Consider the following 18435-nt stretch of genomic DNA (forward strand, 5'->3'; position numbering starts at 1 on the left):
GGCCGCCGGCGGCGGGCGGCGGGCGGCGGGCGGCCCGTGCCGAAGCGGAGCGGCGCCCTCAGGAGAACGGGGGCTTAAGGGCCGGTGAGTTCGCTCCGCACCCGGTGCCACCTCGGTGAACGGCCGGGGAACAAGGGCTGGTTGGCGTTGACGCCTCCCGCTCTACGCGCGTTGTGTGGGGCGCATGAGGATTCCCCCACGCATCGCGGCGGTAGCCGCCGCGGCCGCCTTCGCCGCCACCCTGTTCACCGGTCAGGCCGCCACGGCCGCCCCCGCCGCCGCCCCCGCCGTCGTGGCCTCGGTCGGCAGCATCTGTTACTCCGCGCTGCCCGCCGAGGCCTACGACACCCTCGAACTCATCGACCAGGACGGCCCGTTCCCGTACTCCCAGGACGGCATCGTCTTCCAGAACCGCGAGCGCGTACTGCCGGCCCGAACGACCGGCTACTACCACGAGTACACCGTGATCACGCCCGGCTCGTCGACACGTGGCGCCCGACGGATCGTCACCGGGCAGCAGTACCAGGAGGACTACTACACCGCCGATCACTACGCCACCTTCCGGCGTATCAACTTCGGCTGCTGACAACGGAACGGCGCTTCCCCCGGGGCCCTTCCCCACCGCCTCCGCGGCGCGTGGGGGAGGGCCCGGTCGCCCGCCACGGCCGCTTCATGACTACTGTGTGGCGTACACACGCATCGGCGTGTGACCATGCAGGGCAACACGTGCATTCAGGGGGATTGCAATGGCGCTTGGGACCGAGACGGTCGATCTGCTGGAGCTGAGCCCGGACTTCGTCCGCGACCCGTATCCCGTCTACGCGCAGCTGCGCGAGCGCGGACCCGTCCACCACGTCCGCACGCCGGACGGCGAGGAGCTGTGGCTCATCGTCGGGTACGAGGCCTGCCGCACGGCGTTCAACGACCCGCGGCTGAGCCGCGACTGGCTCCGCTCCGGCGACATCAGCCAGATCATCAACGTCGAGCAGGACAATCCGGCGCTGGCCCACATGCTGATGGCCGACCCGCCGCACCACACCCGGCTGCGCCGCCTGGTGGCCCGGGCGTTCACCCCGCGCCGCATCGAGGAACTGGCGCCGCGCATCCAGCAGATCACCGATGAACTGCTCGACGCCATGGAGGCGAACGAGGAGCGCCGGGGCGACCTCCTGGAGGCCCTGGCCTTCCCGCTGCCTATGACCGTCATCTGCGAGCTGCTCGGCGTGCCCGGCCTGGACCGCGACGCCTTCCGCGGCTGGTCCAACGAGGCGGTCGCCCGCACCAGCCCGGAGGCCGAGGCCGCCGCCTACGGGGAGATGATCGCGTACCTGACCGGGCTCATCGAGGCCAAGCGCGCCGAGCCCGGCGACGACCTGCTCAGCGCGATGATCCACGCCGTCGACGAGGGCGGCGACCGGCTCTCGCCGTCCGAGCTGATCGGCATGTGCGTCCTGCTGCTCATCGCCGGTCACGAGACCACCGTCAACATGATCGGCAACGGGATGCGCGCGCTGTTCGCCCACCCCGAGCAGCTCGCCGACCTGCGCGCTGACTTCGGCCTGCTCGACGGTGCGATCGAGGAGATGCTCCGCTACGACGGCCCGGTCGAGACCTGCACCGAGCGCCTCGCCCTGGAGGACGTGGAGATGGGCGGAGTGGTGATCCCGAAGCGCTCCACCGTCCTGATCACCATGGCGGACGCGGACCGCGACCCGGCCCGCTTCGATGAGCCCGACCGCTTCGACATCCGCCGGGACGCCCGCGGCCACATCGCGTTCGGCCACGGCCTGCACTACTGCCTCGGCGCCCCGCTGGCCCGACTGGAGGGCCGGATAGCCCTGCGCTCGCTGCTGGAGCGCTTCCCGGAGCTCACCAGTGACGCCGACGAGGCGAAGCTGCCCTGGATCCCGGGCATGCTGATCCGCGGGGTGAAGCAGCTGCCCGTCAGCTGGTGACCCGTGTCCCGGGGCCCCGTCAGCCGGGGCTCCGGGAGTTCTTCTCCCCGGAGGCGGCCGACCCAGGGGCTGCCGAATCGCGGGCTGCCGCATCGGAGGCTGCCGCATCGGAGGCGGCCGCATCGGAGTCGGCCGCCAGGTGGGCCTCCGCGGCCAGCACCGCCTGGTGCGTGCTGGGGCGGCCCATCAGGACGCACAGGGTGTAGGCGACGTCGTCCATCGCCCTGAGGGTGCCCGGGTCCGTGGGGGCGGCCGCCAGGCGGGCCTGGCAGCCGCGCAGCCGGGACAGCACCTCTTCGGTGCGCAGCCGGCTCGGCTGGATCCCGACCGCCTGGACCACCCCCGGGCGGGCCGGGGTGCGGGCCGCCTCCAGGGCCCGGCGCAGGGCCCGTTCGATCCGTACGGGCACCGGCATGCCCAGGGTGCCGGCGACCATCGCCGCCGCCACCTCCACCGAGGTGACGCGGGCCAGCTCGGCCGCCGCCAGCAGGATCTGCTTCGCCTCGCGCACCGAGCAGGGGGCCGCCGCCATCAGCAGGCCCACCGCCCACGTCTGGGTCGGGCTCTCCCCGGGCGGTCCTCCCCGGGCGGGAGCGACCTCGGCCGCGAGGGCCGGGGCGGGGGAGGGCGGATCACCGGGAGACGGCACGAGAGGATCCCTTCAGCCCGAGGCCGCGCGACGCGGCGACGAGAAGCACGTCAGGCCTGCCCGCCCCTCGCGGGACGTGTCCTCTCCCACGCTGACACACCCGCTGACGTTCCGCATCGCGTGTCCCGTCCGCCGCGGCGGTGTCAGAACTCCGAGTTGGCGAACCAGAGGTCCAGCAGCTCGTCGTCCCCGTCGGCCGCGACCGTCGCCGCCGAGCGGTCCAGACGGCCGTAGAGCAGCAGCAGGAGGTCGGCGGCCGGGGCCCGGACCACGGCCTCGGCCGGCTCCTCGTCCGCGGCGCCGTCCGGGACCACGCCGAAGCCGTCGGGGCGCAGCCGGACCAGCCACGAGCCGTCGGTGTCGGTGCACTCGAAACGGATGCTCCGGCCGGCTCCGCGCAGGTTGGCCACCTTGGGCGCGAAGAGGCCGGCGAAGGGCAGGTTGACCAGGAACTCGTCCACGCCGTCCCGCGCGAGCGCCCGGTCGACGGCCGAGGGAAGCCCCAGCGTGCGCTCCGCGTCGACCCGGTGCACCAAGGTCTCGAACAGCATCCGGCGTACCCAGAACCGGGCGTGGCCGTCGGCTCCCCAGACCCACATCGGCGCGTTCAGGTCGGTGGACGCGAACACCTCCGCGGTCTCGGCGGCGCCTTGCGCCAGCCAGTCGGCGTAGTCCTCCGTCCGCTCCGGCAGGCGCAGGTCCACGTCACGGCTGGTCGGCGGCGCCTGGATGCGCTGTCGCAGCAGCACCGAGAACCAGCGGTGCACGCTCCCGGCGTGCCGGACCAGGTCGGCCAGGTTCCAGCCGGGGCAGGTGGGGACGGGGGCCGCCATGTCGGCGCCCCGGACGAGGTCCGCGAACCGGGCGGTCTCCGCCGCCACGGCCGCCCCGTGGTCGAGCTGGTCGGCTGTGTTCATGCTGGGAAGCCCTTCCGGCCTGTCGGTTCGATGCCTCAGGCACTCTTTCACAGCCCGGGCGGCGGCCCTCCACCGGCTCCGCCCGCGCCGCCGTCCGGCCAGAGCCGCGCCAGGTGCGCGTGCAGCACCTCGCGGGCCTGTCGCGCGGTGAGGTGCCCGATGAGGACGTGCGTGGTGAGGCCGTCGGCGAGGGCGAGGAGGGTGCGCGCCTCCTGCCGCGGGTCCGGGGGTGCGGGCAGGGAGAGGCCCTCGGCCGCTTCGGCGAGAAGCCGGGCGAACACCGCCTCCAGGGCCGCGTAGTTCGTGCGGAGCGTCTCGGCCAGCGGTGCGCTGACGGCAGCCTGCGCGACGAACGCCAGCCAGACGCGGGCCTCCGCGCGGTGGTCCTCGTGCAGCAGGGCGACCTCGGTGGCCGCGTGGCCCAGGGCGGAGGCGGCCGACTGGGCGGGGCTGCGCACGAGCCGGGCCCGTACCCGTTCCGCGATCCGCTCGCCGATGTACCCGAGGGTGAACCGGAGCATCTCCTCCTTGGTGCGGAAACAGCGCTGGACGGCGCCCATCGACACCTCGGCCCGCCCGGCGACGTCGCGCAGGGTCACTCCCTCCAGCCCGCTCTCGTCGGCGAGCCGGCACACGGCCTCGGCGATCAGCCGGCGCCGCTCCTCGTGGTCCACCTGCCTTGGCACAGTCCCCTCGCCTCCCCGTCCACTGCCGTACCCGCGCAGTTTATTCGATGCGGCCGCATCGGTTCCCGTATATGGTTCCGATGCAAGCGCATCGAAACGAGGACGGAGAGTGCCACCCATGCGGGAAGCCCTGTGGCAGAAGACCGCCGCCGAGCAGGCGGCAGCCGTGCGCGACGGCGAGGTGTCCGCGGCCGAGCTGGTCGAGAGCCATCTGGAGCGCATCGCCGAGGTCAACCCGACGGTGAACGCCGTCACCCAGCTCATGGCGGAACGGGCCCGCGCGGACGCCGCCCTGACGGACCGCCGGCGCGCGGCCGGCGAAGTACTCGGCCCCCTCGCGGGGGTCCCCTTCACGGTGAAGGAGACCACCCCCGTCGAAGGCGTGCCGACCACCTTCGGGGTGCCCCGCTTCCGCGACCTGGTGGCCGCGGCCGACGCGCCCCCCGTCGCCCGGCTGCGCGCCGCCGGGGCCATCCCGATCGGCCACGCCAACATCCCCACCCTGATCCTCGCCGGCATGCACACCCGCAGCGAGCTCTTCGGCGACACCGTCAACCCCTGGAACCCCTCCCGCACCCCGGGCGGCACCAGCGGCGGCGACGCGGTCGCCGTCGCCACCGGCATGGCGGCACTCGGCCTCGGCAACGACTCCGGCGGCTCCATCCGCGTCCCCGCCCAGTTCTGCGGGGTCGCCGGACTGAAGCCCACCACCGGCCGCTTCCCCGCCGACCACCGCGTACTCGGCCCCGACGACCCCGGCCCGGCCTCCCAGATGCTCGTCACCGACGGCCCGCTCGCCCGCTCCGTGGCCGACCTGCGCCTGGCCTACGAGGCACTGGCCGGCAGCGACCCGCGCGACCCGAGGGCCGTCCCCGTCCCCGCCTACGGGCCCCCGCTGCCCGGACCCGTGAAGGTCGCCGTGGTGGCGGACCCCGGCGGCCGGGGAGTCCACCCGGCCGTCCGCGCCGCCGTCGCGGACGCCGCCGACGCGCTCGCCGACGCCGGGTACGAGGTGTGCGAAGTCCCCGACGTACCACGGCTCGACGAGACCCTCGACGCGTACGACCGCATCACCCTCACCGAGTTCGCCCCGTCCTGGCCGGCGGTCCGCACCCTGCTGGGCGAGGGCGGGGACCGCTACATCCAGCTGGCCATGGAACGCACCCCGCCCGCCACCGCCGCCGAACTCGTGAAGCTGATGGGCACCTGGCTGAACCTCCGGCGCTCCTGGGCCGGTTTCCTCGACACCCACCCCCTGGTCCTCGGCCCCTCGTTCACCGAGCCGCCCGTCGAGCCCGGGCTGGAGTCGCGCGACCGGGCGGGCCGCGACCGGGTCGCCTCCGGCATGCGCCTGTGCACGGCGACCAGCTTCGTCGGCGTCCCCGCCGTGGCCGTCCCCACCGGACTCCGCGACGGGCTCCCCTGCGGGGTGCAGATCATCGGGCGCGCCTTCCGCGAGGACCTGTGCCTGGACGCCGCCCAGGCCGTCGAGGACCGCCTCGGGGTCCTCACGCCCGTCGACCCCCGGGCCGCCGGTTAGGGTTTCCCCCATGGGGTTGACGACGGGGCACGAGGGAGGCGCCCTGCCGGCGTGGCAGGGCGGGACGGGCGCGCGTGAGTTCGGCGCGCCGGGCGGGTTCGGGCCGCCGGGCGCGTTCGGCCCGCCGGGCTGGCAGGCGCCGAGCGCGATCGAGCGCGGGCTGTACGAGGCGAAGGCGCGCGCGGACTGGCCCGCGTACTACGACCTCGTCGCCCGCGCGGACCTGTACATGATGCAGTCGCGCGCCTACGCCGACACGAGCTCGGGCGACAGCCGCTTCCACCCGTACTGGAACCCGCAGACGCAGACCATGTGCCTGGCCGTCTACACGGCCGGCATGCTGCCGGAGCCGCTGCCCGACCCGGTCTACAACGGCTACACCCTGGGCTGGTTCGCCCGGGTGTGGCAGCCGCAGGACCCCCCGTACCTCGTCGTCAACCCCGGCAGCCCGTGCGAGGGCGTGCTGCCCGCGGGGCCGGAGGGCCGGCAGCTGTGGCAGCGGCACGACGCCGCGGTGGAGGAGCACGGGCCGGCCGGGGACGTCATCCACACCCTGGAGCAGGGCGGACCCCTCACGGGCCGGGTCGCGTTCGGCCTGGCCGTCGGCGCCCACATCGCGGTGGCCAACGGCCGCTTCTGGAACTCCCTGGCCTACCACGGCCGCGGGTACACCGATGAGAAGCGGATGCTGGAGCGCTGGTGGGGCGTCACCACCCGCGAGGAGTGGCAGGACAGCCTGCGGCGGCTGCTCGCGGCCGACATGGTCAGCGGGGTCTGGGAGTTCGTCCTCCAGCTGCGCCGCCAGATGGCCCTCGACTTCGCCGGGCCCGTCGACGCCGACCACTGGCGCCAGGCCGCCGGAAACGTGCTGCGCCGCCGCGCCGAGGCGGCCGCGCAGCCCCGGCTGACCCCGGACGGGGTCACCCAGGGCAGCCCCGTGTCCCCGGCCGAGCTCGACGGCCAAGTGGCGGGCGTCCAGCGGCTGATCGGCCGCATCACCCGCTACGAGGCACGCTTCCGCGCCGACGGACTGCTGCCCGAAGGGGGCTACGTCCGCAGCGTCGAAGCCTGGGACCACGGCCGGGCCTCCGGCATGGCCCGCTGGGGCCTCGCCGCCCGGCTGTGCACCCTCGCGGAGGCGGAGGCGGCGGTGGTCAGCGCCGGCCGCCTCGTCCAGTCCGCCTACCGCTCGTGGGAGGACTTCTCCGCCGCGTACGTCCTCGGCCGCTGCCTCCACTTCGACGACGAGGAGTTCGGCGACTGGTACGAGTCGGTCCTCGCCACCCACCGCGTCCTGACCACCGACCCCGCCAGCCCCTGGCGCACCCTCCCCTGGGTCTAGGTCGTGGCGAGCGTCGCCGGGGCCGGGCCGTCGGGGCGGACGGTCAGGCTGTACGCGGCCCCGGCCGGGACGGAGGAGAAGACCGGAACGTACAGGGGCAGCAGGTGCTCCAGCAGCACCGTCGACTCCCGCAGCGCGAACTGCGTGCCCAGGCAGGCCCGGGGACCGATCCCGAAGGGCAGGTAGGTGCCCGTCCCGCCGGGACGGCCGCCGTCGGCCGTGAAACGCCGCGGGTCGAAGCGCTCGGGGTCCGGCCACAGCGCGGGATCGCGGTGCGTCAGGTACGGGCAGACCAGCACGTCGCTGTCCGCCTCCACCGCGTACCCGGCCACGATGTCGGCCTCCGCCGTGTACCGGGGCAGGATCCAGGCCGACGGGTACAGCCGCAGGGTCTCGCTGACCAGCGCCTGGACCGCCTCCCTGCGCTCCGGCGAACCCTCCCCGCCGGCCGCGAGCGCCTCCTGACGGGCCTCCGGGTGCCGGTCGAGCAGCAAGTAGAGCCAGGTGAGGGTGGTGGCGGTGGTCTCGTGCCCGGCCGCCAGCAGGGTCACCAGCTCGTCGCGGACGAGCTCGTCGGTGTACTCGGGCCGCTCCTTCGAGGCGTCGACCAGCACCTGCAGCAGTCCCGGCCCGTCGGGCCCGGCCTCCCCGGTGCGGGCCGCCGCCACCGCCGCCCGGGCCACCGCGTCGATCCGGGCGAGCTCGCCGGCCACCGAGTCCCGGGCCTCGACGGCATCGGCCGGCAGGGTCGGCAGGGCCGCCATCACGGCGCCCACGGAGGCCAGTTCGCGGGCGGTGGCCTCATCGAGGGGATGCCCGGTGAGGGCGCGCCAGATGGTGTCCAGGGCGAAACGGCGCATCTCCTCGCCGACGTCGAAGACCTCCCCGGTGCGCGCGTACCCGGCCCAGCGTCCGGCCGTGGCCCGGGCCGCGCCGGCGATCCGCTGCTCGTATCGGCGCATCCCCGTACCCGTGAACTGCGACTGGAGCAGCCGCCGTTGCCGTTTCCAGGCCTCGCCCGTCGCCGCGAGGACCCCGTCGCCGATCAGCAGGCGTGCGCGGTGGGAGCGTTTGACGTACCGGTCCGGATGCAGGGCGAGCACGTGCTGCACCGCCTCCGGCCCGGTGACCAGGACGGTGGGACGCGGCCCGAGCCGGAAGGCGGCGACACCGCCGAGCCCCTCGCGCGCCAGCGCCAGCAGGTCGACCAGCTCCCCTCCCCCGGCACGCCACCGCTCCACCACCGCGGGGTCCAGTTCGGGAACGGGCCGGCCGCCCGGTCCGGTCGGCTGCTGGGGGAGCTGCGCGGGAGCGGCGTCTGTGGCCACGGGGCTTCTCCTGTCCGGCCGTTGACCCCGGCCTTCGAGAGGTGCTGGACATCACGGACTGTACGCGGACCGGTGCCCCCGTACCCGCCGTACGGATCTTCCGGCGCGGGCCCGGACCGGATCCGGCCGCGCCGGGTCAGCCCCCGACCGGTACCTCGTAGATCCGCCCGTCCACCCCCGCCCGGTACAGCCGCCCCGCGGCGAACCCGTCCCCGCCCCGCCCGTACACGATCTGCGTGGACAGGCGCAGCGCCGGCCCCGACGCCACGGCGCACACCGCCCCGTCCTCGACCCGCCACACCTCGCCCGCCGCGTGCGTGGCGATCAGCGGCCGGCCCAGCCCGTCGAGGGTGAGCCCGTCCGGCAGGGCCAGCGCGTCGGTACCGGCCGTGGAGACCCACCGCCGGGGGTGCCCCGGATCCCCGACGGGAATCCGGTAGACCCCGGGTGACAGGGTCGTCTGGACGACGTACACCTCGGCCCCGTCCGGGGACACGGCGATCCCGTTCGGCAGGGGCACCCGCGCCCAGAGGGGATCCACCCGCCCGTCCGGGGTGACCCGGCCGATGCCCGTACCGCCCAGGGTCGTCGTGTACACCGTCCCGTCGGGTGCGAGCGCGACCCCGTCGATACCGCCGAGCCCCGAGGCGTAGACGCTCACGGCCCCGGTCTCGGGATCCACCTCCAGCAGTTCCGAGACCGGCAGTACGTCCCCGGTCAGCGAGTGCGCGAGGTCGTTGCCCGTACCGACGAGCAGCCGGCCGTCCGCGCGCACGACGATCCCGCCGTTGGCCCCGACGTTCCCGGTGAGCGCGACGGGAGCGGCGCCCGGCGCGTCGATGCGGTAGACCCGGCCGCTGAAGTACGCGGTGGCGAACATCCGGCCCCGCCCGTCCACGGCGATCGACTCGACCCAGTCCGGGACGTACGCCACCTGCACCGGCCCGCCCGCCCCGGCGGAGGCGCACCGCGGCGCCGCCTGCGCGGGCGCGGCGGGTACGAGGACCCCCGCCCCGAGCGCCCCCCACACCGCCAACGCGGCCGCACCGCGCCTCGCCCGACGCGCAGCGGTGCCCAACAGCCTGCTCGACCCCATCGGTTCCCCTCCATGGCCCGGTCCGGTCCGCCCCGTGCAGTATCGGCCCGCACACCCTCCCGGGCCGACCGTTTCCCGGCCGAACTCCCGCCCCGGCAGGCCGGAACCGCACCCCCGCCGGGGCCGCGCACCGGGTGCTTACCGAGACCACAGGGGCCCATGTGACGATGACCCCCGGCACATCCGCACCACATGGGGGGACCATGCGCACCCGTACCACCACCGCCGGCCTCGCCGCCACCCTCGCAGCGCTGCTCGCCCTGTCCGGGTGCACCTCGTCGGACGGCGGCCCGCACGTGGCGCCGGCGCCCTCGGCGGCGGTGAACGTCCCCGGGCAGGGCGGCGGTTCCGAGTACGAGGGCCCCCGGCCGCAGGACCAGAACCTGCTGGCCTGGACCGGCGACCCCAACGACGCGGGGCACGTCACCGCCCAGTCGGCCGCGGGGGTCGGCGGCCGGATCACCCTCGTCCGGGTCGTCCTGCGCCGGCAGATCACCTGGTCCAACGTCTGGCTGGGCCTGGCCGGCATCGACCCGAACGCCCAGCTCTCCAACTGCTACCTCGGCGTGTACGACGCCACGGGCAAGCTGGTCGCGTCCACCGCAGACGTCTCGCCCCAGCTGATGACGGACCCGGTGGCCAAGCCGCTGCCCCTCGGCAAGCCGTTCCCCGCCCCCGCCGGCACCTACTTCATCGCCCTCCTGCTGAACGGCAACTGGGCCACCAACGCCCTGACCCTGAAGTCCACGGGCGCCGGCATCTCGGTGAACGCGGGACTGACGCCCCCCGCCCTGCGCTACAGCACGGTCCTCACCGGCCAGACCTCGCTGCCGCCCACCCTCAACCTCTCCGAGCAGTCCACCGGCACGATCAACACCGGCTGGGGCAGCCAGTGGTACGGCATCTCCTGACCGGCCGGGAGGACCTCGTCAGGAGGGCTTCGTCAGGGAGAAGGGCGTGACGGTCACCTTGTTGTCGCACTCCGCGACGACACCCCCGTCGTCCATGGTGATCTGGTGCGAGCCCGCGCCCGGGACGCGGATGACGAGGCTGGGGAAGCTGACGGGCGTCGAGCCGGAGACGCAGTAGCCGTCGGCCTCGCCCTGGACGTTGACGAAGGTCAGCTTCGTCCAGGCGCTCGTGCCCGGCGTCAGGGACACCGGGGACGCCGTACCGCTGTTGGTCGTGGCCAGCGGGAGGTTCTTGTCGGGCGAGCCGTTGCCCGCCCCGGCGACCTGCGGGAAGCCGAGCAGGGTGCAGGTGTGCGACGAGGTGCTGGTGACCGAGACCAGCGCCGCCCCGGTTCCGGTGCCCGGCGGGCGGACATCGGCCTGGTGGGCGGGGGAGACCTTGACGTCGTCGGCCGTGCAGGCCTTGGCCTTGCCGCCGCCGCCCGGTTCCGAGGGCGTCGGCTTCGCGCTGCCGCCGCCCGTGCCGCCCCCGGTGGAGGAGGACCCGCCGGAGCCGCCCGTGCCGCCGCCGGCGGGCGTCGGCACGGCCGGTCCTGAAGCGGCCGGCGGGGAGGACGGCTGGGCGGCCGCGTCCCCGTCACCGGTCGGACCGCAGCCCGTCATCAGGGCGGTGGCCGCCGCGGCCGCCGCCAGTGCCGTGGCGGTGCGCCGAAGACCTGCTGTGTACTGCATGGGGTGCTCCCGAGGTTCACGACCGGTCCCGCGCCGGCACTCGCGTCGACGGACACGCACCGCTCCCGGCCCGGGTTCCCCGGCGCCGGCGCTGTGGCGGTTTCGTGACATGACCAGGACGTACGGCGTACCCGCCCGGCGGTGCCCCTCCCCGCCGGGCGGGGAGGGGCGCGTCGTCCGCGTTCAGCACGGCGGGTTCGGACAGCGACGGGTCGGCTTGGCAGCAGCCGCCCCGGATCTGCCGCGCCAGCGGCGCAGGCCCAGCAGGGCGAGTGCGGCGGCCGTCCCCGAGACGAGTCCGACCAGGGCGGGTTCGATCCGGCGGTTGCAGGGCTTGGGGGGCATGGTGAAGTCCTCCGACGATCGGGGCGCGCCGCCCGGGACCGGACGGCGGGACGGGGGATCCGTCACCGAAGACTGTGGCCCGCCCGCCGTCCCGGCCTCATGAGTCCCTGGTCCCGTCCGGGTCCTCCCGGCGGGCCCGCAGGGGCAGGTCCGCCCGTACGAGCGTGCCGCCGCCCGGGGCCGGGCCGACCGTCAGGGTGCCGCCCAGCTCGGAGGCCCGCTCGGCCATCGACCGCAGCCCCAGCCCGCCCCGGCCGGAGTCCGCGACCAGGCCCGTACCGTCGTCGGCGATCTCCGCCACCACCCGCCCCCCGCCCACCCGGACCGACAGCCGGGCCCGCCCCGCCCGCGCGTGCCGCACGACGTTGTGCAGGGCCTCGGCGGCGATCCGGTACAGGGCCACCTCCACCCCCGCGGGCAACGGCGGCAGCGGGTCCGGCTCCAGCACGGTACCGATCGCCAGCCGCGGCCCGGCCAGGCTCCCCGACAGCACCCGCAGGGCCGCACCGAGGCCGCCCCGGTCCAGGGCCTCCGGGGTGAGCCCGTCGGTGATCCGGCGCAGCTCACCGATGGCCTCGGCCACCCCCTGGGAGACCATCCCCAGCCGCCGGGACACCTCCTCCTCCGCCGGCAGGGCCGCCAGCACGGTGTCGAGCTGGAGCCGGAGCCCGGACAGGGCCGGTCCCAGCCCGTCGTGCAGGTCGCGGCGGATCTGGCGGCGGGCCTCCTCCCGGGCCAGCACGATCCGCTCCCGGCTCGCCTGGAGGTCCTCGTACAGCCGCAGGAAGGCCACCGACGGCGCCGCCTGGTCCGCGAGCAGCCGCAGCACCCCGGCGTCGAGCGGCGCCAGTTCCCCGTCGTCCGCCCGCCGGCCCACCTCCAGCCAGCCGATGACGGCGTCCTCGTGGCGCAGCGGGAACCGCTGCCACCACGCCTGCGGGGCCTCGCCGCGCAGCGCCGCCACCCGCGGCCCGTCACTGGTCGTCAGGCTGACCCGGACGGCCGGCAGGGCCAGGGCCTCCGCCACCGTGTCGCACAGCAGCCGCGGGGCGACGTCCGGGCGCACCGCCGCGCTCAGCCGCCCGGCGAGCTCCCGGACCGCCCGGTAGGAACGGGCCCGCTCGCCCTGGACGTTGCGGTCGGCCGCCAGCATCACCCGGCGCATCGCGTACGGGGCGCCGAAGCCCGCCGCCAGCGCGCCCAGACTGAGCAGCAGCCCGAAGGCGACGGGCGCGGCGGAGAGCCAGCCCGACAGCGGCAGCACGAACAGGACGTACGCCACCACCGCCCCGGTCACCCACACCAGCGGCAGCGGGGCCCGGCGCACGGGGCGGGCCGGCTGCCAGGCGTGGTCGCGGACGAACACGTACGCGATCGCCGGCGGCCACAACACCACCGGGAGGTACAGGATCAGCTCGGAGGCCTCCTCGCCCAGGTCCTCGTAGAGGTACGCGACCACGTTGGTGCACACGTACACGGCCGCGTACACCGTCAGCAGCGGCCACAGCAGCGCCCCGCACAGGGCCTCCCCGCGCCGGCGGCAGCCGGGCAGGCGGGCCGCCATGACGGCGGCCGCGAGCAGCGGCAGGACCGGGTGCGGGACTCCGGCGAGCGGGCGCAGCAACGCGCACACCGCCCCGGTGAACCCCTCCCACGCGCCCGCGTCCAACGGCGAGGACATGCCGTACGGGTCCCTGACGGCGTACGCGCACCAGGTCTCGGCCGTCGCCCAAGCGGCGGCCGAGGCGAGCAGCACCCGGCCGGCCACGCGCCCGGGCAGCCGCCCGGACGGCAGCCACAGCGGCAGCGTCAGGACCGCCGTGTCCCAGACGGCCTCGCCGAACACGCTGCCCAGCATCAGCACGGCGGCCGGGGCCCCCGACACCCCCAGCGCCGCCCCCGACGCCAGGGCCGCCTCGGCGACCAGCACGGCCGTCGGGGCGAGCAGCAGCAGCCAGCCCAGCGGGCGGGCGCGGGAGCGGGCCATGACCAGCGCCCCGAACAGGACGGTGCCCAGGCACAGGAGCTCCTTGGCCGCGAAATCGGAGAAGCCGGAGCGCTGGAGCCGGGGGACCCCGGCGTCGAGGAAGCGGAGCACGAACCACAGGGCCGTGGCGGCGAGCGCGACGAGGCACACCGTGGAGACCGGGCCGGGCAGTCCCGGCTGCCGGCGCCCGTACGCTGCCGCCTCGTCCATGACGCCCTCCAGGAGCAGGTATCCCGCCAGGGTGGGGCCGGCGCCGTCCCGGGCGGAAGGGACCGGGGTCCCGTCAGGGTCCCGTTCTCAGCTGCCCCCGCCCCCGCCCCGGCCTTCTTCGTCCCCGGTCACGCCCAGCCCCGCGTCCCGGGCCCGGGCGACGGCCTCGGCCCGGCTGGCGACGTCGAGCTTCTCGAAGATGTGGGTGAGGTGGTTGCGTACGGTCTTCTCCGCCACGAACAGCTCGCGCGAGACCCGGCGGTTGTCGTAGCCCCGGGCGACCAGGTCCAGCACCTCCACCTCGCGGGAGGTCAGGGCGGGGAAGACCCGCTCGGCGCGCCGGGGCCCGCCGGTGACCAGGGCGGCGATCCGGGTGGCCACGTCGGGGCCGAAGACCGCACCGCCGGCCGCCACCGTGCGCACCGCGTGCAGCACCTCCTCGCGGCCGGCGCCCTTGACCAGGTAGCCGCGCGCGCCCGCGTGCAGGGCGGCGAGGAGGGTGCCGTCGTCGTCCGCCATGGTCAGCACCAGCACCGCCGCCCCCGGCTGCTCCTCGGCGAGCCGCCGGGTGGCCTCGATGCCCGAGCCGTCCGGCAGGGACAGGTCCATGACCACGACCTGCGGCCGGCCCGCCGCCACCGCCCCGGGCAGTTCGGCGAGCGTCCGGGCCTCGCCCACCACGTGGACGTCGTCGGCGCTCTCCAGCGCCGACCTCAGCCCCTCGCGGAACAGCGGGTGGTCCTCGACGATCACCACGCGTACCTGATTCTCCTCGGACTGCATATGTCCACTATGTGTGATTACATCGTGACGGCCGGTCATTGACCCCGTCCGGCGTGGCCGGGGGTGACGGCCGCCGCCCCGGGTGACAGGTCACTTTCGGACCCGCCTTCCGGCCACGCGGAACATGTGACCCATCCGGAGATCTTGTAGCGGAAAGGTGTTAATGAGCCAGGGATCCTGTCTGACCGTCACCTTGCAGGGCAGAACAACAACCCCGCAGGTCACGGTAATTGACTGGGGCCCCATCCGAGTCCAGAAATTGAGACGAACTGTGCGGTAATCCAACCGGAGCCGTGCTTTGCGGATAGGTTCTGCACGTCGCCGCCGCACCCGGGACACGGGGTCCGATCGGGGAATCGCGGCGACAGGGACGTGACCACTCCCATGACAACAGCAACCTGGACCAGCGCCTTCCGCGTTGACCCCTACACCCCGCACTGCCAGGTCATCGCCGGCGAGGGCGACCACGCCGTCATCGGCATCTCGCCCGGCAACTCCTACTTCTCCGCCCAGCGCGTACACGCGCTCGCCGAATGGGCCCTGGACAACTTCCGGCAGGCCGACCTGATCTACACCGACCTGCACGTGGCCGAAATGTATGTGGCCATGGGCTATCCGGAGGACGAGGCCCGTCGTAAAACAATCAAGAACCTGCGCGGCGTGCGCGCCAAAGTGACGAACGCGGTGGCCGACATCGACCCGTCGGGCACCCGGCTGCGCGGCAGACCGATGTCCTCCCTCCAGGGGATCCCCGCCTACGACCGCATGCACGCGGACCTGCTGGACCGGCTCAGTACCGATCCGGCGTTCGCCCAGACAGCGAACGAACTCGTGGACATCTTCCTCTCCTCGAAGGTGCTCGGCGGCCAGCAGGCCACCGCACACCAGCGGAAGGTCTGCCTCGACTACGTGTGCGCCGAAGCACCCCTGTTCCTCGACACCCCCGCGATCCTCGGCGTCCCCTCGTCGCTGAACTGCTACCACCAGGCGCTGCCGATGGCGGACCTGCTGTACTCGCGCGGCGCCGGCCTGCGGGCCTCCCGCAACCAGGGCCACGCCGTCGTCACCCCCGCCACCGAAGGAGACCAGCTGTGACCACCCACGCGGAGCCGATCCTCGACTTCCCCTTCACGTGGGACGGCACCCACCTGCCCGCCCAGATCGGCGAACTCGCCCCCGTGGTGAAGGTGCGCACCATCGCCGGATCCGAGGCCTGGCTCGTCTCCTCGTACGAGCTCGTCAAGCAGGTCCTGGAGGACGACCGCTTCAGCCTGAAGAACACCTCCGACCCGGGCGTGCCGCGCCAGTACGCGCTGACGATCCCGCCCGAGGTCGTCAACAACATGGGCAACATCACCGGGGCCGGCCTGCGCAAGGCCGTCATGAAGGCGATCAACCCCAAGGCCCCCGGCCTCCAGGAGTGGATGGAGGGGCACGCCGCCGAGCTGGTCGAGCGGATGCTCCGCCACGGCGCCCCCGTGGACATCCGGGCCATGTTCACCGACCCGTTCTCGGAGGCGATGCACTGCCAGATCCTCGGCATCCCGCAGGAGGCCGCCCCGCTGCTGTCGGAGTCGCTGCCGATCGCGTTCATGAACAGCCCCCGGGAGATCCCCGCGGCCCGGCTGAACTGGGACCGCGACATCGCCTACATGACCGCCCGACTCGACGACACCGAGCAGGGCCTCGTCGGCGACCTCGCGAAGCTGCGCGGCACCGAGGGCTACGAGCACGTCTCCGACGAGATGTTCGCGACCGTCGGCGTCACCCTGTTCGGCGCGGGCGTCATCTCCACGGCCGGCTTCCTCGCCATGGCCCTGGTCACCCTGCTCACCCACCCGGAGGAGGCCGATCACCTCGCCGACCACCCGGAGCTGATGCCCCAGGCCGTGGACGAGCTCCTGCGGATCAACCTCTCCATCGGCGACGGGCTGCCCCGCCTCGCCATGGAGGACATGACCCTCGGCGACGTCGAGGTCAAGAAGGGCGAGCTGGTCCTCGTCCTGCCCGAGGGCGCCAACTTCGACCCCTCCGTGTTCCCGGACCCGCACCGCCTCGACTTCACGCGGGCCAACTCCTCCGCCCACTTCTCCTTCGGCGGCGGCTCCCACTACTGCCCCGCCACCGCCCTCGGCAAGAAGCACGCCGAGATCGGCCTGCGCGCCGTCCTCGCGGCGATGCCCCGGCTGCGGCTGGCGGTCCCCGTCGAACAGCTCGTGTGGCGCACCGGTTTCATGAAGCGCCTGCCCGAGCGCCTGCCGGTGATGTGGTAACCGCTCACCGACACCGCTGACGGCACGACGAGGCCCCCCACCCCGGACGCGGGGCGGGGGGCCTCTGCCGTTCAGCTGCCGGCGGAGAGGTTGCCGGAGAGGACCGGGATGTTGCTCAGGATGTGCGAGAGGGACTCGTCGCCCTTGGCCTGGGTGGAGTTCTCGGTGCACTGCTGGTTCTGCGGGTTGGACAGGACGTTGATGTCCTGGACGCCGACGTTGGCGATGAGGGCCACCAGCGACTGGGCGTTGACCTTGGCCGGCAGGCCGATGCAGGGCTTGTTGAGGGTGCCCTGGACCAGGCCGAGCTGGGGGCTCATGTCGCCCGCGGTCTTCTGGTTGCCGTAGATCTGCTGAGCACCGTTGCCGTTGACGGTGTTGACCCCGTTGTCGTTGCCGATGGCCATGGCCGGGGCGGCAGCGGCAGCGCCCGCGCCGATCGCGGCTGCGGTGGCTGCGGCGGTGACCATCATCTTCTTCAGCATGCTCAAGGGTTCCTTGTCTGACGGAGGACCGTCCCCGGCCGGGGAGGTCGTCCTGGGTAACGGGTGTCCTTCGCGAAGGGTGGCGCTGAGTCACCCGATCGACGGGCCACCCGTACGGGGCCGGCGCGAACACCGTGTCCGAATGTGACGGGGAAGCGTCATTGCGGCCATGGAGCGGGCGCGGGCAGGATGGGCCCATGCCCACCGCACACCGTGTCGTCATCGCGGTCTTCCCCGATGTCGACCTCCTCGACGTCACCGGACCCGCAGAGGTCTTCGCGCTGGCCAACCGCGAGACCGCGGGCCGGGCCGGGTACGAGGTCCGCCTCGCCGGACCGGCCGCCGGCGCGGTGCGCACCTCGGCGGGCGTACGGCTGCTGACCGACGTGGCGTTCGCCGACGTCGGCGCGGAGGTGGACACCCTGCTCGTGCCGGGCGCGGTCGACATGGCCGAGGACGGTCCCGTCGCCCGGATCGACGACGAGGTGGTGGCCTGGGTGCGGGAGACCGCCCCGCACGCCCGGCGCGTGGCGTCCGTGTGCGTGGGCGCCCACCTGCTCGCCGCCGCCGGTCTGCTGGACGGGCGGACGGCCACCACCCACTGGTCGACGGCCGCCCAGCTGGCCGCCGACCACCCCGCCGTCACGGTCGACCCGGACCCGATCTTCGTACGGACCGACCGGGGCCGGCTGTGGACCGGGGCCGGGATCAGCGCCTGCCTGGACCTCGCGCTGGCCCTGGTGGCCGAGGACCTCGGCGAGCAGACCGCGCTCGACGTGGCCCGGCAGCTGGTGATGTACCTCAAACGGCAGGGCGGCCAGAGCCAGTTCTCGGTACCGCTCAGCCGTCCGGCCGCCGCGCGCCGGGAGATCGACGAACTGAGGCTGTGGATCGCCGACCACCCCGACGCCGACCTGTCCGCGCCGGCCCTGGCCGCCCGGATGTGCCTGAGCGAACGGCACTTCGCCCGCGTCTTCAAACAGGAGACGGGCACCAGCCCCGCCGCCTACGTCGAGGCGGCCCGCGTCGAACTGGCCCGGCGCCTGCTGGAAACCACGGACCGCCCCCTCGACCAGGTGGCGGCCACGTCCGGACTCGGCTCGGCGGAGACCCTGCACCGGGCCTTCAGGCGGCAGCTCGCCACCACCCCGGCGGCCTACCGGCGCCGCTTCCGCACCCGGACGGCCTGACCCCCC

The 18435-nt window shown here is 74.3% G+C and carries 18 protein-coding genes; 8 read left to right on the top strand and 10 right to left on the bottom strand.

Annotated elements, in window-relative coordinates:
• Nucleotides 1-184: 184 nt before the first annotated feature.
• Both AB0F18_RS22860 and AB0F18_RS22865 read left to right on the top strand, forming a co-directional pair.
• Complete coding sequence (locus AB0F18_RS22860; protein WP_362063494.1) at nucleotides 185-586, top strand: ribonuclease domain-containing protein; 402 nt, start codon at nucleotides 185-187, stop codon at nucleotides 584-586.
• A 160-nt stretch (nucleotides 587-746) separates the two neighbouring features.
• Nucleotides 747-1955: a cytochrome P450 gene (locus tag AB0F18_RS22865; RefSeq protein WP_362063496.1), complete on the top strand. Its 1209-nt coding sequence runs from the start codon at nucleotides 747-749 to the stop codon at nucleotides 1953-1955.
• A gap of 19 nt (nucleotides 1956-1974) precedes the next feature.
• On the opposite strand, the gene AB0F18_RS22870 is transcribed toward AB0F18_RS22865, so the two are convergent.
• From AB0F18_RS22870 to AB0F18_RS22880, 3 genes are all read right to left on the bottom strand, one after another.
• Nucleotides 1975-2604: a DUF5133 domain-containing protein gene (locus AB0F18_RS22870; protein WP_362063497.1), complete on the bottom strand. Its 630-nt coding sequence runs from the start codon at nucleotides 2602-2604 to the stop codon at nucleotides 1975-1977.
• 143 nt (nucleotides 2605-2747) lie between these two features.
• A complete protein-coding gene (locus AB0F18_RS22875; protein ID WP_362063499.1) occupies nucleotides 2748-3521 on the bottom strand; it encodes a maleylpyruvate isomerase family mycothiol-dependent enzyme in 774 nt (257 codons plus the stop codon).
• Nucleotides 3522-3568: 47 nt separating this feature from the next.
• On the bottom strand, nucleotides 3569-4207 hold the full coding sequence (locus AB0F18_RS22880; protein ID WP_362063501.1) for a TetR/AcrR family transcriptional regulator: 639 nt from the start codon (nucleotides 4205-4207) through the stop codon (nucleotides 3569-3571).
• A 118-nt stretch (nucleotides 4208-4325) separates the two neighbouring features.
• On the opposite strand from AB0F18_RS22880, the gene AB0F18_RS22885 reads away from it, so the two are divergent.
• Nucleotides 4326-5747, top strand: a complete 1422-nt coding sequence (locus tag AB0F18_RS22885) for an amidase (protein WP_362063503.1) — start codon at nucleotides 4326-4328, stop codon at nucleotides 5745-5747.
• A gap of 10 nt (nucleotides 5748-5757) precedes the next feature.
• Nucleotides 5758-7089 (top strand): DUF1266 domain-containing protein, encoded by a 1332-nt coding sequence (locus AB0F18_RS22890; RefSeq protein WP_362063505.1) that lies wholly within the window; start codon nucleotides 5758-5760, stop codon nucleotides 7087-7089.
• Here AB0F18_RS22890 and AB0F18_RS22895 read toward each other — a convergent pair.
• On the bottom strand, nucleotides 7086-8417 hold the full coding sequence (locus tag AB0F18_RS22895; protein ID WP_362063507.1) for a cytochrome P450: 1332 nt from the start codon (nucleotides 8415-8417) through the stop codon (nucleotides 7086-7088). The two genes, AB0F18_RS22890 and AB0F18_RS22895, sit on opposite strands and share 4 nt — an antisense overlap.
• A 136-nt stretch (nucleotides 8418-8553) precedes the next feature.
• Entirely contained in the window at nucleotides 8554-9513 is a 960-nt protein-coding gene (locus AB0F18_RS22900) for an SMP-30/gluconolactonase/LRE family protein (protein ID WP_362063509.1), read from the bottom strand.
• A 203-nt stretch (nucleotides 9514-9716) separates the two neighbouring features.
• Between AB0F18_RS22900 and AB0F18_RS22905 the strand changes: the two genes are divergently transcribed.
• Complete coding sequence (locus AB0F18_RS22905; protein WP_362063511.1) at nucleotides 9717-10424, top strand: hypothetical protein; 708 nt, start codon at nucleotides 9717-9719, stop codon at nucleotides 10422-10424.
• 18 nt (nucleotides 10425-10442) lie between these two features.
• Here the strand turns inward: AB0F18_RS22905 and AB0F18_RS22910 are convergent, their stop codons facing one another.
• The 4 genes from AB0F18_RS22910 to AB0F18_RS22925 form a co-directional block, all read right to left on the bottom strand.
• On the bottom strand, nucleotides 10443-11156 hold the full coding sequence (locus AB0F18_RS22910) for a DUF4232 domain-containing protein (RefSeq protein ID WP_362063513.1): 714 nt from the start codon (nucleotides 11154-11156) through the stop codon (nucleotides 10443-10445).
• 183 nt (nucleotides 11157-11339) lie between these two features.
• Nucleotides 11340-11501, bottom strand: coding sequence for a hypothetical protein (locus AB0F18_RS22915; protein WP_362063515.1), 162 nt, complete (start codon nucleotides 11499-11501; stop codon nucleotides 11340-11342).
• A 97-nt stretch (nucleotides 11502-11598) separates the two neighbouring features.
• Complete coding sequence (locus AB0F18_RS22920; RefSeq protein ID WP_362063517.1) at nucleotides 11599-13698, bottom strand: sensor histidine kinase; 2100 nt, start codon at nucleotides 13696-13698, stop codon at nucleotides 11599-11601.
• An 87-nt stretch (nucleotides 13699-13785) separates the two neighbouring features.
• Nucleotides 13786-14481: a response regulator transcription factor gene (locus AB0F18_RS22925; RefSeq protein ID WP_362063519.1), complete on the bottom strand. Its 696-nt coding sequence runs from the start codon at nucleotides 14479-14481 to the stop codon at nucleotides 13786-13788.
• Between the two features lie 384 nt (nucleotides 14482-14865).
• Here AB0F18_RS22925 and AB0F18_RS22930 point away from each other — a divergent pair, with 384 nt between their 5' ends.
• Nucleotides 14866-15576, top strand: coding sequence for a tRNA-dependent cyclodipeptide synthase (locus tag AB0F18_RS22930; RefSeq protein WP_362063521.1), 711 nt, complete (start codon nucleotides 14866-14868; stop codon nucleotides 15574-15576).
• Nucleotides 15573-16754: a cytochrome P450 gene (locus AB0F18_RS22935; protein ID WP_362063523.1), complete on the top strand. Its 1182-nt coding sequence runs from the start codon at nucleotides 15573-15575 to the stop codon at nucleotides 16752-16754. Before AB0F18_RS22930 ends, AB0F18_RS22935 begins: the two co-directional genes overlap by 4 nt.
• A 71-nt stretch (nucleotides 16755-16825) precedes the next feature.
• Here AB0F18_RS22935 and AB0F18_RS22940 read toward each other — a convergent pair whose 3' ends face one another.
• Nucleotides 16826-17239: a rodlin gene (locus tag AB0F18_RS22940; RefSeq protein ID WP_362063525.1), complete on the bottom strand. Its 414-nt coding sequence runs from the start codon at nucleotides 17237-17239 to the stop codon at nucleotides 16826-16828.
• Nucleotides 17240-17436: 197 nt separating this feature from the next.
• Here AB0F18_RS22940 and AB0F18_RS22945 point away from each other — a divergent pair, with 197 nt between their 5' ends.
• Nucleotides 17437-18429: a DJ-1/PfpI family protein gene (locus AB0F18_RS22945; protein WP_362063527.1), complete on the top strand. Its 993-nt coding sequence runs from the start codon at nucleotides 17437-17439 to the stop codon at nucleotides 18427-18429.
• The last annotated feature ends 6 nt before the right edge of the window (nucleotides 18430-18435 follow it).

It is taken from the genome of Streptomyces sp. NPDC029216 (genome assembly GCF_040648015.1).
Taxonomy (GTDB): domain Bacteria; phylum Actinomycetota; class Actinomycetes; order Streptomycetales; family Streptomycetaceae; genus Streptomyces.